Annotated in this window: 13 protein-coding genes; 11 read left to right on the forward strand and 2 right to left on the reverse strand. The window is 67.0% G+C overall.

The genetic code is table 11. From position 1 onward, the window contains the following. Nucleotides 1-7: 7 nt before the first annotated feature. Entirely contained in the window at nt 8-1,027 is a 1,020-nt protein-coding gene (locus E8L99_RS12990) for a phosphotriesterase family protein (RefSeq protein WP_210421762.1), read from the reverse strand. 180 nt (nt 1,028-1,207) lie between these two features. Between E8L99_RS12990 and E8L99_RS12995 the strand changes: the two genes are divergently transcribed. The 4 genes from E8L99_RS12995 (at nt 1,208) to E8L99_RS13010 (ending at nt 5,012) form a co-directional block, all read left to right on the forward strand. Then, nucleotides 1,208-2,077 carry an ABC transporter substrate-binding protein gene (locus tag E8L99_RS12995; RefSeq protein WP_137099938.1) on the forward strand — a complete coding sequence of 290 codons (870 nt, stop codon included), beginning with the start codon at nt 1,208-1,210 and terminating at the stop codon, nt 2,075-2,077. A gap of 85 nt (nt 2,078-2,162) precedes the next feature. Next, the gene (locus tag E8L99_RS13000) at nt 2,163-2,876 is read left to right on the forward strand and encodes an amino acid ABC transporter permease (RefSeq protein ID WP_137099939.1); all 714 of its coding nucleotides are present in this window, start codon (nt 2,163-2,165) and stop codon (nt 2,874-2,876) included. Continuing rightward, nucleotides 2,866-3,690 carry an aspartate dehydrogenase gene (locus E8L99_RS13005; protein ID WP_168201666.1) on the forward strand — a complete coding sequence of 275 codons (825 nt, stop codon included), beginning with the start codon at nt 2,866-2,868 and terminating at the stop codon, nt 3,688-3,690. The genes E8L99_RS13000 and E8L99_RS13005 overlap by 11 nt, the downstream gene beginning before the upstream one ends. A 14-nt stretch (nt 3,691-3,704) precedes the next feature. Next, nucleotides 3,705-5,012, forward strand: a complete 1,308-nt coding sequence (locus E8L99_RS13010) for a M20/M25/M40 family metallo-hydrolase (RefSeq protein WP_137099941.1) — start codon at nt 3,705-3,707, stop codon at nt 5,010-5,012. A gap of 270 nt (nt 5,013-5,282) precedes the next feature. On the opposite strand, the gene E8L99_RS13015 is transcribed toward E8L99_RS13010, so the two are convergent. Beyond that, entirely contained in the window at nt 5,283-6,146 is an 864-nt protein-coding gene (locus E8L99_RS13015; RefSeq protein ID WP_137099942.1) for a fumarylacetoacetate hydrolase family protein, read from the reverse strand. 265 nt (nt 6,147-6,411) lie between these two features. On the opposite strand from E8L99_RS13015, the gene E8L99_RS13020 reads away from it, so the two are divergent. From E8L99_RS13020 to E8L99_RS13050, 7 genes are all read left to right on the forward strand, one after another. Continuing rightward, nucleotides 6,412-7,731, forward strand: a complete 1,320-nt coding sequence (locus tag E8L99_RS13020) for a methyl-accepting chemotaxis protein (RefSeq protein WP_137099943.1) — start codon at nt 6,412-6,414, stop codon at nt 7,729-7,731. A gap of 176 nt (nt 7,732-7,907) precedes the next feature. Next, on the forward strand, nt 7,908-8,444 hold the full coding sequence (locus E8L99_RS13025) for a helix-turn-helix domain-containing protein (protein ID WP_137099944.1): 537 nt from the start codon (nt 7,908-7,910) through the stop codon (nt 8,442-8,444). Then, on the forward strand, nt 8,353-9,678 hold the full coding sequence (locus tag E8L99_RS13030) for a DNA-packaging protein (RefSeq protein ID WP_252511103.1): 1,326 nt from the start codon (nt 8,353-8,355) through the stop codon (nt 9,676-9,678). Before E8L99_RS13025 ends, E8L99_RS13030 begins: the two co-directional genes overlap by 92 nt. A 417-nt stretch (nt 9,679-10,095) precedes the next feature. Further along, complete coding sequence (locus E8L99_RS13035; RefSeq protein ID WP_137099945.1) at nt 10,096-10,464, forward strand: hypothetical protein; 369 nt, start codon at nt 10,096-10,098, stop codon at nt 10,462-10,464. An 82-nt stretch (nt 10,465-10,546) separates the two neighbouring features. Then, nucleotides 10,547-11,131 carry a cytochrome b gene (locus E8L99_RS13040; RefSeq protein ID WP_137099946.1) on the forward strand — a complete coding sequence of 195 codons (585 nt, stop codon included), beginning with the start codon at nt 10,547-10,549 and terminating at the stop codon, nt 11,129-11,131. Between the two features lie 55 nt (nt 11,132-11,186). Continuing rightward, nucleotides 11,187-12,335, forward strand: a complete 1,149-nt coding sequence (locus tag E8L99_RS13045) for a phage portal protein (protein ID WP_137099947.1) — start codon at nt 11,187-11,189, stop codon at nt 12,333-12,335. Between the two features lie 205 nt (nt 12,336-12,540). After that, a complete protein-coding gene (locus E8L99_RS13050; RefSeq protein ID WP_137099948.1) occupies nt 12,541-12,741 on the forward strand; it encodes a hypothetical protein in 201 nt (66 codons plus the stop codon). Nucleotides 12,742-12,757: the final 16 nt, after the last annotated feature.

Here is a 12,757-nt window from a genome sequence, read left to right on the forward strand (position 1 = left end):
GCGGGCCTCATGCGGCCCCCGCGATGGTCAGGAGCCGGCGCGGCGTATCCACCAGCATCAGGTCGATCTCTGCCTGGGAGAACCCGCGGTCGCGCATCAGCTGCACGCCATTGGTGACCAGATGAGCATAGCCGTGGCCGCCGAAGCTTGCGAGCCTCGAGCGCGTGCAGATGTCGTGGGAAATGGCGACCTGGGCGCCGAGCCCGGCTTCGAACAGTTTCCGGATGGCGCGGATGCGCATCCAGTCATTCGGCAGGTCGGCGACGCCCATCCAGTATTGCGACGTCTCGATGCCGAAGAAATCATATTCCACCACGCAGCCGCGCCGGGCGAGCGCCAGGACCGCAGCATCGTCGGTCTCATAGGTGCGGTCCATGTGGTCGATGATCACCCGGGAGAGGTCGGCGCCTTCGGCCTCCAGCACGTCGAGAATCTCATGCGGCGCCTGCGGATGGCGACCGGGATGGACGGTGATCGTCGCGCCTGTTGCGCGTTGAGCCCGGGCGCCCGCCTGCAACGAGCGGCGCTCGAATGGCGTCATCGGCCAGGAACAGCCGATCTCGCCGATGATGCCGGCGCGGATGGCGGTACCATGAAGGCCTTCGCGCAGTTCGGCGACGATCGTCTCGGTCATCGCCTCGACGGAGAGCGCGAGTGTGGCCTCGTCCTGATAGCCCTCGGTATAGAAGCCTGATCCCGCGATGACATGCACGCCGGTGGCGTGCGCGATTGCCGCTAGCCCTTCAGTGTCCGGCGCGATGCCGGCAATGGTCATTTCCACGATGGCGCCGCCGCCGGCCGCCTTGAAGATCGCAGCCTCGCGGATCGCGATGTCGAGGTCCTGCAGGCGCTGGTTGCCGAAATGGTCGTTCGGCCGGTAGGCGACGGCAAAGGCATTGGCGAGATCGATTTCGACTTCCGAGCGGCCCGAACCCCTGAGCGTCCGCGGCGTGAGGTCGCAGAGCAGGTGCTCGTGCATCAATGTCGGGCCGAGCGTGGCCGGATCGATCGGCCCCGTGACCGTCATGACATGCGGATTCAAAACCCCGATCCTCCGGCTTCCCCGCTCGCCGCCCCGCCTGCTGCCTTCTTGGGCAACCAGGTGCCCGCTAAAGCCGCAGTGCCGCAGGCTTGCGGATGGCATGAAACTTTGCATACATTGTGTATGCCTTCGACGCCAGTCCGTCACGATCAAAGGATCACAGCAATGACCAATAAGCGCCCGCATGTGACCGCAGGCCTCGACCGGCGAACCTTCCTCACCGCTGCCGGTGCGGCGGCCGGCTCGCTTGCGCTCTCCGGCCGTCCGGCCAGCGCCCAGGCCAAGGTCTCGACGCCCAACATCATCAAGCAGGGCACGTTGATCATGTCGATCAACCCGACGCTGCCGCCGCTCCAGTTCGTCAATGACAAGGGCGAGCTTCAGGGCATGCGCGTCGAGCTTGGCAACGAGCTTGCCAAGACCCTCGGCCTGACGCCGGAATATGTCCGCATCGAATTCGCCGCCATGGTGCCGGGCCTCGCCGCCAAGCGCTGGGACATGATCAATACCGGCATCTTCTGGACCGAAGAGCGCTCGAAGCTCATGTACATGGTGCCCTATGAGCTGGCGGCCATCTCGTTCCTGGTGGGGCGTGGCAATCCGCTGAACATCGCCAAGTGGGAAGATCTCGCCGGCCGCTCGGTCGGCGTCGAGCTCGGCGGCATCGAGGAGCGGCGTACCCGCGAAGTCGACGAGATGCTGAAGAAGGCCGGCCTCAAGGGCATCGAGATCCGCACCTTCAACAATTTCGCCGAAGCCTTCCAGGCGCTCCGCGCCCGCCAGGTCGACGCCGCCACCTCGATCGATGCGACCGCCATGTTCTGGCAGGGCCGCGGCGATTTCCACCGCGCTGTCGCGGGCCTCTTCCCGCAGGTCGCCACCTTCGCCTTCGCCAACAAGACGTTGGCCAACGAAGCGGTCGGCGGGCTCAACGCGCTGAAGAAGTCCGGCTATTACGACCAGCTGTTCGACAAGTACGGCGTGCTGAAGATCGCGGAGCCGGAATTCTCCATCAGGGGTCCCGGCCCGGCATGATCCGCGGGCTCATTGCCTGATCCCAGCGCGGCGGGCCCTCCCGCCGCGCTTTTTCGTGGAATGCCGTCCAAGCAGGAGACATCCGATGCAGGTCTGGAGTTGGTCCGGCTTCTGGAGCTATTTCGTCAATCCCTATCTGATCGGCGGTGCCGGCGTGACGCTGGGGCTGACGGTAGCGACCCTGTTTCTCGGCTTCATCCTGGCCTTCGTGCTGGTGCTGTTCCGGTTGTCCGGCAACCGGTTCCTGTCGGGCATTGCGCGCGGCCATGTCTGGCTGTTTCGCGGCACGCCGCTGCTGGTCCAGCTGATCATCATCTATACCGGCCTGCCGCAGCTCGGCATCATCCGGCTGAACGTCATTGAATCGGCCCTTCTCGGCCTGGTGCTGAACGAGGCCGCCTATCTCTCGGAAATCCTGCGCGGCGGCATCCAGTCGGTGCCGGCCGGCCAGCGCGACGCCGCCATGGCGCTCGGCCTCAACCGCTGGAAGGCCTTCGTCCTGATCACCATGCCGCAGGCCATGCGGGTCATCGTGCCGGCACTCGGCAATTCGGTAAACGGCCTCCTCAAGACCACGTCGATTGCCTCGGTCATCTCGATGGAAGAGCTTCTCAGGCGCGGCCAGGTGCTGATGCAGCAGCGCTTCGAGGTGCTCGAAGTGTTCATGGTCATCGCCATCTTCTACCTCCTCATGACCACGGTTTGGGACATGGTCCAGCGGCGGATCGAGGCCTATTACGCCAAGGCCTATGCGGTCCGGGTGGAGACCACCAAGGAACTCGCCCGCGATGACCGCTGACGCGGCGCGGCGCGGCACGCGCTTCGGCATTATCGGCTTCGGCCGCATCGGCCGCCGGATCGCCGAGCGCCTGGCCGGGACGCAGGATGCGCCGGAACTGGCCGGCGTGCTGGTGAGCGCGGAGCGGCAGCAGGCGGTGGCTGGTATTGTCGGCGAGGAACGGGTCTTCACCGATCCCGCAGTCTTTCTGGGCCTTGGCCTTGATGTCGTGGTGGAATGCGCCTCTGCCGCAGCGCTCGCCGCGCTTGGTCCGGCCGTGCTCGCCTCCGGCGCCGATCTCATGCCGCTGTCGCTCGCAGCCTTTGCCGATCACGTCGTCGAACAACGCCTGCGCACCGCGGCCGCGACGGGTCCGGGCCGGCTGGAAATCCCGGCGGGCGCCATGGGCTCGATCGAGTTTCTCGCCGCCGCCCGCGAAGACGTCCTCTCCGCCGTCACCTTCCGCGCCGCCTATCCCGTTGAACGCTGGCGCGGGTCGGCAGCAGAAGCCATGACGGATCTCGCCGGCGTCACCGCGCCGACGACCTTTCTCCGCACCAGCGTGCGCGAGGCGGTCCGCCAGTTCCCGCGCCATATCAATGTCGCCGTCGGCGTGGCGCTCGCAGGCCTCGGCCTCGACGAGACCACGGCCGAACTGACCGCCGATCCCGCCATCACCCAGGCCCGCTTCGAGGTCGAGGCGATCGCCGGTCCGGGGCCGGTCTATCTCAGGGTCGATGGCCGCGATGCGCCGCTCGGTTCCGACCCGATCGACTACACCACCTTCAGCCTGATCCGGCTCCTGCGCCGGCGTCAGGCCCGCATCATGATCTGAGCCGGAGAACAGCCATGGCCGGACCCGATCTCGACACCATTCTGGCCGCCGCGGCGGCCCGTCGTGACCAGTCGCTTGCGACCCTGCGCGGCCTGATCGCCGCCGGTCGCGACGGTGAGGCCGCCGTTCAGGCGCTGGTCGCGGCCAGCGCCACGGCCGCAGGCGCCGTTGTGGAAACGGTGGCCTACCGCCCCGATGACGTGCCGATGGTCGAGGAATTCGCCGATACCGGTGCGATCGACACGGGCGAGCGCAGCTGCGTGGTGGCGCGGCTGAAAGGCACTGGCGGCGGCCGCAGCCTGATCTTCTTCGCCCATCCCGACAGCGAGCCTGTGACATCAGCCGATCGCTGGCGGCATGATCCCTTCGCGGGCGAGATCGCTGACGGCCGCATCCATGGCTGGGGCGTCGCCGACGACCTCGCCGGTGTCGCCATCATGGTCGAGGCGCTGGCGATCGTCACCGCGGCAGGAGGCCGTCCTGCAGGCGACGTGATCCTCGTCTCGACGCCGAGCAAGCGCCATGCGCGCGGCGTCTCGGCGCTGATGCATCAGGGCCTCACTGCCGATGCCGCGGTCTATCTCCACCCAGCCGAGTCCGGGGCCGGCATGGGCGAGATCAAGGCGCTGGCCTCGGGGCAGGTCGAGTTCCGGGTGATCGTCGAGGGCAAGGCGCCGCCGACCACCGAACCGCTCCAGACCGGCTTTGCCCATCTCGCCGAAAATCCGATCGACAAGATCATGCTGATCGCGGCGGCGCTGCAGCGCCTCGATGTCGAGCGCGCCGCCCGCGTCCACCATCCGGCGCTTCACGGCGAGGTCGGCCGCTCGACCAATCTCATGCTGTCGGACATATCGGCGGGCGATCCCGACCGGCTCGCCCGTGTTCCCGCGACCTGCCGGCTGGGGGCTGCTTTGTCATTCCCGCCGGGCGAGAAGCTCTCGGCGGTGGTGGCCGAGATCGAGGCGGCGATTGCTGGGGCTGTTGCCGGTGATGCCTGGCTTACCGCTCATCCGCCCCGGATCGTCTGGCATTCCGGCACCAGCGCGGCCGAGATCGCGCCGGCCCATCCGCTGTTCCAGGTGGCCGCCGAGGCGGTCGCGCGGATCACCGGCAAGCCGCCCATCGTCAATCCGATGCATACCGGCAGCGACATCCGCAATCCGATCGTCCAGCGCGGCATCCCGACCATCGGGCTTGGGCCGCTCTGCGGTGATCTCAGCCAGAATGGCAGCGTCGACGAATGGGTCGATGTCGAGGATTACCTGCGCGCGGTCGCGGTTGCCGCCGGCATCATCGCGGGATGGTGCGGGGAGGGGTGAGCACTTGCTTCGCCCGCTCGGGCCAACACTTTACGTCATGGCCGGGCTTCTCCCGGCCATTCCCGTCTTTGCCTTCCGCTTGGTAGAACGCAGTCGTGGATGCCGCCGCAAGGGCGGGCATGACGCCTATTGGGTGACGCGCCGCCCGACAGGTGAGGCCTCCTCTTCACCTCTCCCCGTTGGGGAGAGGTCGGCGCCTGAAAGGCGACGGGTGAGGGGGCGAGCTCTCGTCAGGGGAGGGTGAAGGTCGCGCCAGCGGAGGCGGTGACCTCAGCCTTCCGCCACGACCGGGTTCGACAGCACGCCAATGCCCTCGATCTCGATCTCGATCGTGTCGCCCGGCTTCATGAAGACCGGGGGCTTGCGCGCGTAGCCGACGCCTTCCGGCGTGCCCATGGCGATCATGTCGCCGGGGCGGAGCGTGGTGAATTCCGAGCAGAGCGACACGGCCTTCGCCGCCGAGAAGATCATGTCGTTGGTGTTCGACGACTGCATGGTCTGACCGTTCAGCCGCGAGGCGATCTTCAGCCCATGCGCGCCCGGCGGCAGCTCGTCCGGGGTCACGATGACCGGTCCGACGCCACCGGTGCGGTCGAAATTCTTGCCCGGCGTCCACTGGCTCGACTTGCGTTGGAAATCGCGCACCGAGCCGTCATTGAAGCAGGTATAGCCGAACACGTGGTCGAGGGCGGAGGCTTCCGGAATGTGCCGGCCGCCCGTGCCGATGACGATCATCAGCTCGGCCTCGTAGTCGAACTTGTCGGAAACGGTCGGGCGCACCATCGGCTCGCCGGGGCCGGTCATCGAATCGCGCACGCGCAGGAAGAAGGCCGGATAGGTCGGGATCTCGTTGCCGCCCTCCTTGGCATGGAGCGCATAATTGAGACCGACACAGATCACCTTGTGGGTGGCCGAGACCGGATAGCGGGCGACAAGGCCCTTGGCCGGCACGCTCTTCGCGCCGCCTTTCGCGAGGGCGGCCTTGATCGTGGCCAGCATGGCCGGGCCACCGGCCGCGACATCCTCCAGCTCGTGCGGCAGGCTTTGATCGAGCGCCTTCAGGTCTATGGCCTGGTCGCCGGTGACGATGGCAAGGGCAGGGCGTCCGTTATCGGTATAGGGGAGAAATCGCATGGTTTCCTCGGTGTTTCCGGCGCCGACTATTGCCGGAACCGGCCGATTTGCAAGCTCATGCGAGCCCTGCCTGCAGCGCGCGGATCCCTGGTGGAATGTCTGTCCTGGCCGCACCCTTGATGACGGTTCGGACAGACCATGTTGAAAAACAACGAAAAATGTCGATTGCATCAGAGTTTGTCTGTAATTTTAGACAAATGCGCAGAGGGTTCCTGAAGACGCCGATGCGAACGTCAGCCCATCATCCCAAGAGAGAGAGCGGGACATGGGCATTTTTGGGCGCAGTGCAAAGCAGACAGAACTCGAGGCCGAGGTCTCGGCCATTCGCCGGTCGCAGGCGGTGATTGAATTCAACCTCGACGGCACGATTACCTCGGCCAACGCCATATTCCTTGAGGCGATGGGCTATGCCGGCGATGACATTGTCGGGATGCATCATCGCATCTTCGTCGACGCCGCCGAGCGCGAGACGCCGGACTATCGCGAGTTCTGGAAGGCAATGGCGCGCGGCGAGTTCCAGGGCGGCGAGTACCGCAGGATTGCCAAGGATGGCCACGATGTCTGGATCCAGGCGACCTACACGCCGATCGTCGACAGCTCGGGCCGGCCGACCAAGGTCGTGAAGTATGCCAGCGACATCACCCGCGCCAAGATGCACCTCGCCAATATCGAAGGTCAGATCGCGGCGTTCAACCGCTCCCAGGCTGTGATCGAGTTCAGCCTCGACGGCACGATCATCGATGCCAATGACAATTTCACCGACGTGATCGGCTACTCGCTCGCCGAGATCCAGGGCAAGCATCACCGGATGTTCGTCGATCCCACCGACCGCGACAGCGCTGCCTATCGCGAGTTCTGGGCGCGGCTTGCGCGCGGTGAGTTCCAGGCAGCCGAGTATCGCCGTATCGGCAAGGGGGGGCGCGAGATCTGGATCCTGGCCTCATACAATCCAATCCTCGATCCCAAGGGCAAGCCGTTCAAGGTTGTGAAGCTTGCCTCCAACATCACAGAGCAGGTGATGCGCCGCAAGAAGACCGAATTCGTCTCGTCGATCGTCACCCAGGTGGCCGCCGGCGCCGAGGAGCTCGAGGCCTCGATCCGCGACATTTCGCAGAACATGTTGCGCTCCAAGGATGCCGCCGATACCGCCGTCAACAGCGTCGATGCCGCCGACAGCCAGACCGCCCGGCTGACCGCCGCGGCGGCCTCCATGACCGGCATCCTCGACATGATCAACAACATCACCGGCCAGATCAATCTGCTGGCGCTCAACGCCACGATCGAGGCGGCCCGCGCCGGCGAGGCAGGCCGCGGCTTTGCGGTGGTCGCCAACGAGGTGAAGGGCCTGGCAGCCCAGGCCCGCCACGCCTCCGACCAGATCGCCTCCGAGATCGAATCGATGCGCGGCATCTCCAGCGATGTCCTCATGGGTCTGGAGACGATCAAGGCGTCGATCGACAGCGTCCGCAGCTTCGTCAATTCCACCGCCAGCGCGGTGGAAGAGCAGAGCGCGGTGACCGGAGAGATGGCGAGCACGATCCAGCGCGCAGCCGTCGAGGCGATGGCGCTTCAGGCCGCGGCCTGAAAATAAGCTCATTAGAGGAAAATAAGCCTTGACAGCGTGACGCTGCTCCGGTAGGTTTGCGTCATGTTCAACAAGTGCGCCCGGCGGGAGACATCCCGGCCGGGCGTTTTGTTTGGGCCGGGGCAAAGGCGCTGACGGCCGGCCCCGGCATGTCCTCACGCTATCGAGGCTGCCCCTTGCCATCGCTCACCACCAAGTTCCTGCGCGCCCCCGAACAGCTCGGCGAGATCCGCCGGCTCTACGAGGGCGATGTCCTCCCCGTGCGCGAGATTGCGCGCCGCTTCGAAGTCGCGGCCTCCACCATCTATGCACTGCGCGAACGCGAGAACTGGCCGAAGCGCATCCAGCGCACCAGCATCGCCGCGCTGAAGAGCGACGGCGGCTATCTCTGCCCCGGCCTCAAGCTGTGCCCGGAGCGGGCGAGCGTCGTCGCCGGGCTCTGGGCAGCGCTGGAGCGCGAGGTGGCGGAGGCAACCGCCGCCATCGGCGGCTCCGACCGCACCGCACGAGCCCGCGATCTTGGCGTGCTGACGCGGGCCCTCGACAAGCTGGTCGAATTCGACCGTGCCCGCCTCGCCGCCCGCGCCGATGACGGCAAGTTGGCCACCCCGGAGACGCTGGATGACCTCCGCCGCGATCTTGCGCGCCGCCTTGATGCGCTCGAGCGGGCAGGGGCGCCTGGAAACGTTTCTGGCGAGCCTGAGCGCAGCTGAGGCCGCGATCCTTGCCGCCGACTGGGAAATCTTCGCGCGTGCCGACCAGCTGCCGCCGCCCGGCGACTGGTCCACCTGGGCGATCATCGGTGGCCGCGGCTCGGGTAAGACCCGCGCCGGCGCCGAATGGGTGGCGGGCGCCGTCCATGGCCGACTGGGCGCCGCGCCGGTCGGCCGCATCGCGCTGGTCGGCGAGACCATGGCCGCCGTCCGCGACGTGATGGTGGAGGGTGTTTCGGGCCTCCTGCATGTCGGCTTTGCCAGCGAGCGCCCCCTGTGGGAACCGTCCAAGCGCCGCCTGACCTTTCCCAATGGCGCGGTGGCTCTGGCCTTCTCGTCGGAAGACCCGGAAGCGTTGCGCGGCCCTCAATTCGATGCCGCCTGGGCGGATGAGGCCGGCAAATGGGTGCGCGCAGAGGCCACCTGGGACATGCTCGCCTTCGGATTGCGGCTGGGCGAGCGCCCGCGCACCGTGGTCACCACCACGCCGCGCCCGACGCCGCTGATGCGCCGGCTTCTCGCCGATCCCTCGACCGTGGTGACCCGGGCGACCACCGCCGACAATGCGGCGAACCTCGCGCCGGGTTTTGTCGCGGCGCTGACCCGCCGCTATGGCGGCACGCGGCTCGGCCGCCAGGAACTGGATGGCGAACTGATCGACGACCGCGAGGGCGCGCTGTTTGCCCGCGACGCGATCGAAGCGTCGCGGGTGCACGCGGCCCCGCCGCTCGTCCGCATTGTCGTCGCTGTCGATCCGCCGGCCTCGCACCGTAAAGGCGCCGATGCCTGCGGCATTGTCGCGGCTGGGATCGATGCCGAGGACCAGGTCTTCGTGCTGGCCGATCACAGCGCGGCGGGTCTGAAGCCCGATGAATGGGCGGCACGTGCCGCCGCGCTCTATCGGGCTGTCGAGGCCGACAGCCTCGTCGTCGAGGTCAATCAGGGCGGCGACATGGTGACCGCGGTCATGGGCGAGGTCGCGCCCGATATTCCTGTGACGGCGGTGCGCGCCATCCGCTCCAAGCATCTGCGGGCCGAGCCGGTGGCAGCGCTCTATGCGCAGGGACGCGTCCACCATGTCGGTGCGCTGCCTGAACTCGAAGATGAACTCGCCGATTTCGGTCCCTCGGGCCTCTCCTCGGGCCGCTCGCCCGACCAGCTCGACGCGCTGGTATGGGCGGTGACCCATCTGGCGCTCCGGCCCGTGCCGCAGGCGCGTGTCAGGGGGCTGTGAGGAGCGAGATGATGACACGCCGATCGATCCAGCTTGACATCGTAGAGCTCTACTGCGGGGCAATCGAATTGTACGTCCAAGGCAAACACATTGCATTGAAGCGCAGGTCCTTGGACCAGCGGTTTGACCGCGCTCAGCCTCGTGTGCCCGCGGGCCAAGAAGGCGCCGGTCGCTGGACAGGCAATGGCGCGGCCAATGTAGTGGCGGGTAGCGTTGTGCCGATATGTATTCCAACGGGCATCGCGCGCTATGCCGACAGTTTCGGCAACAAGAGTTGGAGCGCTACATTTGACTGTTATGATGGCACCTCATTTCGGCGCAGCGGTTCGGGGAGCAGCCCGCCGGGTGTGGTCCGTCAGCCAGCTTGAGATCACCAAGTGAGAGATTGGAAGGTCGCAATCGACCGGAGGGCCTGCGATGACGATCTTGGCGACGGACGAGAACGGCTTCAACCACGCGGGCGCTGTGCGGTTGTCCGACGACGCGCTGGGCATGGCCCTTGAGTTCGCCGCGTCCATCGGTGCGGGGCCGCAGGGCCGGCGCCTCGTCAGCTTCGACTGGTCACGGACCCAGAGCTTCCGGAAAAGCCGCGATGCCGAGTGGCAGGATATCGGCCCCGGCCTCGCCCTTGTCGGTTATGAGCGGAGCGAGGTGCCGCCCTACGCCGTCCATCGGCAGGGCGGTCTCGCCTTCGCCGCCAAGATCCCGACAGATGTGCTGGCCGATCACCCGGAACGCCTGATCGTGCGGGACGACCAGCAGGCCTTCCAGCTCGCCTTGACCTGAGCGGTGCCGCCGCTGGCACAAGCCAATGCCCGTTTGCACCGCCGTGCCCTTCCGCTAGCCTGATCCATCGGCGGGGGCTGCGATGAGCTGGATCAATACTGAACATCGCTACGGGCGGTGGACCAAGGTCTATCACTGGCTGATTGTGGGTCTGTTCGCCTGGCAATATGTCGCCGGCTTCGTGATGCAGCGCATGGCGGAGGGCGAGCTTGTTCTGGGGCTCAGCCAGGACACGCTGTTCAACTGGCACAAGTCGCTTGGACTGGTGGCGCTCGCCATCGCGATCCTCAGAATTCTGAACCGCCGGGTCGGCAGCCTGCCGAACTGGGCGCCGACCCTGACCGACGGTGAAAAGCGCTTCATCCACCGCGCCGAGCAGGTGTTCTACGCCGCCATGGTCGTGATGCCGGTCTCCGGCTTCCTGTTCGTCATGGCCGGCGACTACGGCGTGATGCTGTTCGGCCGCTGGCCGCTGCCCAATCCAATCGGCAAGATCGGCTGGCTGGCAACGCTCGCGCAAGGGATTCACATCGGGGCCGCCTGGTGCCTCGCCGCCGCCATGCTCGGCCATATCGGCCTCGTCGTCTGGCACCAGCTTGTGATGCGCGATGGCCTGCTCTGGCGGATGCTGCCGGCAAGCCTCGGACCCAAGACCCCGCCGCGCTGAGCTGCTTCGCTGGAGCGAGGCGGGCGCCGCGCCTGCTTCGTTCCAAGGAGCCACCATGTCCTTCCTCTCCCAGCTGTTCCGTGCGCCGGAACAGAAGCGCTCGCGCACGGCAGCTTTGGTCGCGCTCTCCGGGCCCGGCCGCCCGGTCTGGACGGCGCGCGATCCCAAGCGCTTCGTCGCCGAGGCGCTCTCCTGCAATCCCGTGGCGGCCCGCGCCGTTCAAAGGGTATCGCAGGCGGTGGCCGAGATCCCATTCCAGGTGACAAAGGACAGCGCAGACGCCTCCGCCCATCCGGCTGTCGTGCTGATCGACCAGCCGAACGAGACGCAGGACCGTGTGCGCCTCGTCGAGGGCCTGACCGCCCACCTCCTGCTCACCGGCAATGCCTATGTCGAGGCGGTCGTGGTCGACGGGCGCGTGGCGGAACTTCATGGCCTCCGGCCCGACCGCATGCGGCTCATTCCCGGCGAGGGCGGCCGTCCCGCCGCCTTCGACTATGAGGTGGACGGCCGCGCTGTGCGCTTCGTACAGGAGGGGCCGGTTCCGCCCATCCTGCAGCTCAGCCTGCCGCATCCCTTCGACGACCATTTCGGTCTGGCGCCGCTGGCGGCTGCGGCCTCGGCCATCGACATCCACAATGCCGCAACGCGCTGGACCAAGGCGCTGCTCGACAATGCGGCGAGGCCCTCCGGCGCGCTGGTCTATTCCGGCGAGGGCACGCTGAGCGACGAGCAGTTTGAGCGGCTGAAGGGCGAGCTCGACGAGGGTTTCAGCGGCGCGCGCAATGCCGGCCGGCCCATGCTGCTGGAGGGCGGGCTCGACTGGAAGGCCCTGTCACTGTCGCCGCGCGATATGGATTTCATGGAGGCCAAGCACGGCGCGGCGCGCGAGATTGCGCTCGCCTTTGGCGTGCCGCCGCTGGTCCTCGGCATTCCCGGTGACGCCACCTATGCCAATTATCAGGAGGCCAACCGCGCCTTCTGCCGCGACACGGCGCTGCCGCTCGCCCGCCGCATCATGGCGGCGCTCATCGGCTGGCTGGCGCCGGGCGAGGGGCTTTTGGCCATCGCCGATGAGGATCAGATCGGCGCGCTTCATGCCGAGCGCGAAAGCCTCTGGCGGCGCGTCGGCGCGGCGGGCTTTCTGGCCGATAGCGAGAAGCGTGTGGCGGTCGGCTATCCGGCGGAGAAGCCGGAGAGGTGACGAACCGTCATCGGTTCCGCTGAGCTCGCATTGTTCCTTCCTCATCCTGAGGTGCTCGCCGCAGGCGAGCCTCGAAGGACCTCTTCTGCGCCAGGCGGCACCACGTCCTTCGAGGCTCGCTACGCTCGCACCTCAGGATGAGGACTGGAGAGATCGGGCCGTTGCGCACCGCGCCTAGACCGCCCACCCCCCAGGAGCCCCGCTCATGCTGCCACAGACCGCCGAACCGGTCGTGCGCGCCTTTGTCGAGCGCGCCGATCTCGCAAGCCTCGCCCTCTTCATGTGGGCCGCCGTCACCACCGGCCTGCTCGTCTGGACGCTGCGGGAGCTTAGCCAGGCCAACCGCCGCTTCGATGCCTTCGTGCGCGAGCTCGCCCGCTTCAACGAGCGCGCCTCGCGCGACTGATCCCGGAGTTCCCTCA

The organism is Phreatobacter aquaticus (genome assembly GCF_005160265.1).
In the GTDB taxonomy this organism is placed as follows: domain Bacteria; phylum Pseudomonadota; class Alphaproteobacteria; order Rhizobiales; family Phreatobacteraceae; genus Phreatobacter; species Phreatobacter aquaticus.

What these genes read in the sequence shown, in the direction of transcription:
- E8L99_RS13050 (WP_137099948.1), top strand. Translation starts at nt 12,541, where the DNA reads ATGCTGCCACAGACCGCCGAACCGGTCGTGCGCGCCTTTGTCGAGCGC.
- E8L99_RS13040 (WP_137099946.1), top strand. Translation starts at nt 10,547, where the DNA reads ATGAGCTGGATCAATACTGAACATCGCTACGGGCGGTGGACCAAGGTC.
- E8L99_RS12990 (WP_210421762.1), bottom strand. Translation starts at nt 1,027, where the DNA reads ATGACGGTCACGGGGCCGATCGATCCGGCCACGCTCGGCCCGACATTG.
- E8L99_RS13005 (WP_168201666.1), top strand. Translation starts at nt 2,866, where the DNA reads ATGACCGCTGACGCGGCGCGGCGCGGCACGCGCTTCGGCATTATCGGC.
- E8L99_RS13035 (WP_137099945.1), top strand. Translation starts at nt 10,096, where the DNA reads ATGACGATCTTGGCGACGGACGAGAACGGCTTCAACCACGCGGGCGCT.
- E8L99_RS13030 (WP_252511103.1), top strand. Translation starts at nt 8,353, where the DNA reads ATGACCTCCGCCGCGATCTTGCGCGCCGCCTTGATGCGCTCGAGCGGG.
- E8L99_RS13000 (WP_137099939.1), top strand. Translation starts at nt 2,163, where the DNA reads ATGCAGGTCTGGAGTTGGTCCGGCTTCTGGAGCTATTTCGTCAATCCC.
- E8L99_RS13045 (WP_137099947.1), top strand. Translation starts at nt 11,187, where the DNA reads ATGTCCTTCCTCTCCCAGCTGTTCCGTGCGCCGGAACAGAAGCGCTCG.
- E8L99_RS13015 (WP_137099942.1), bottom strand. Translation starts at nt 6,146, where the DNA reads ATGCGATTTCTCCCCTATACCGATAACGGACGCCCTGCCCTTGCCATC.
- E8L99_RS13020 (WP_137099943.1), top strand. Translation starts at nt 6,412, where the DNA reads ATGGGCATTTTTGGGCGCAGTGCAAAGCAGACAGAACTCGAGGCCGAG.
- E8L99_RS13010 (WP_137099941.1), top strand. Translation starts at nt 3,705, where the DNA reads ATGGCCGGACCCGATCTCGACACCATTCTGGCCGCCGCGGCGGCCCGT.
- E8L99_RS12995 (WP_137099938.1), top strand. Translation starts at nt 1,208, where the DNA reads ATGACCAATAAGCGCCCGCATGTGACCGCAGGCCTCGACCGGCGAACC.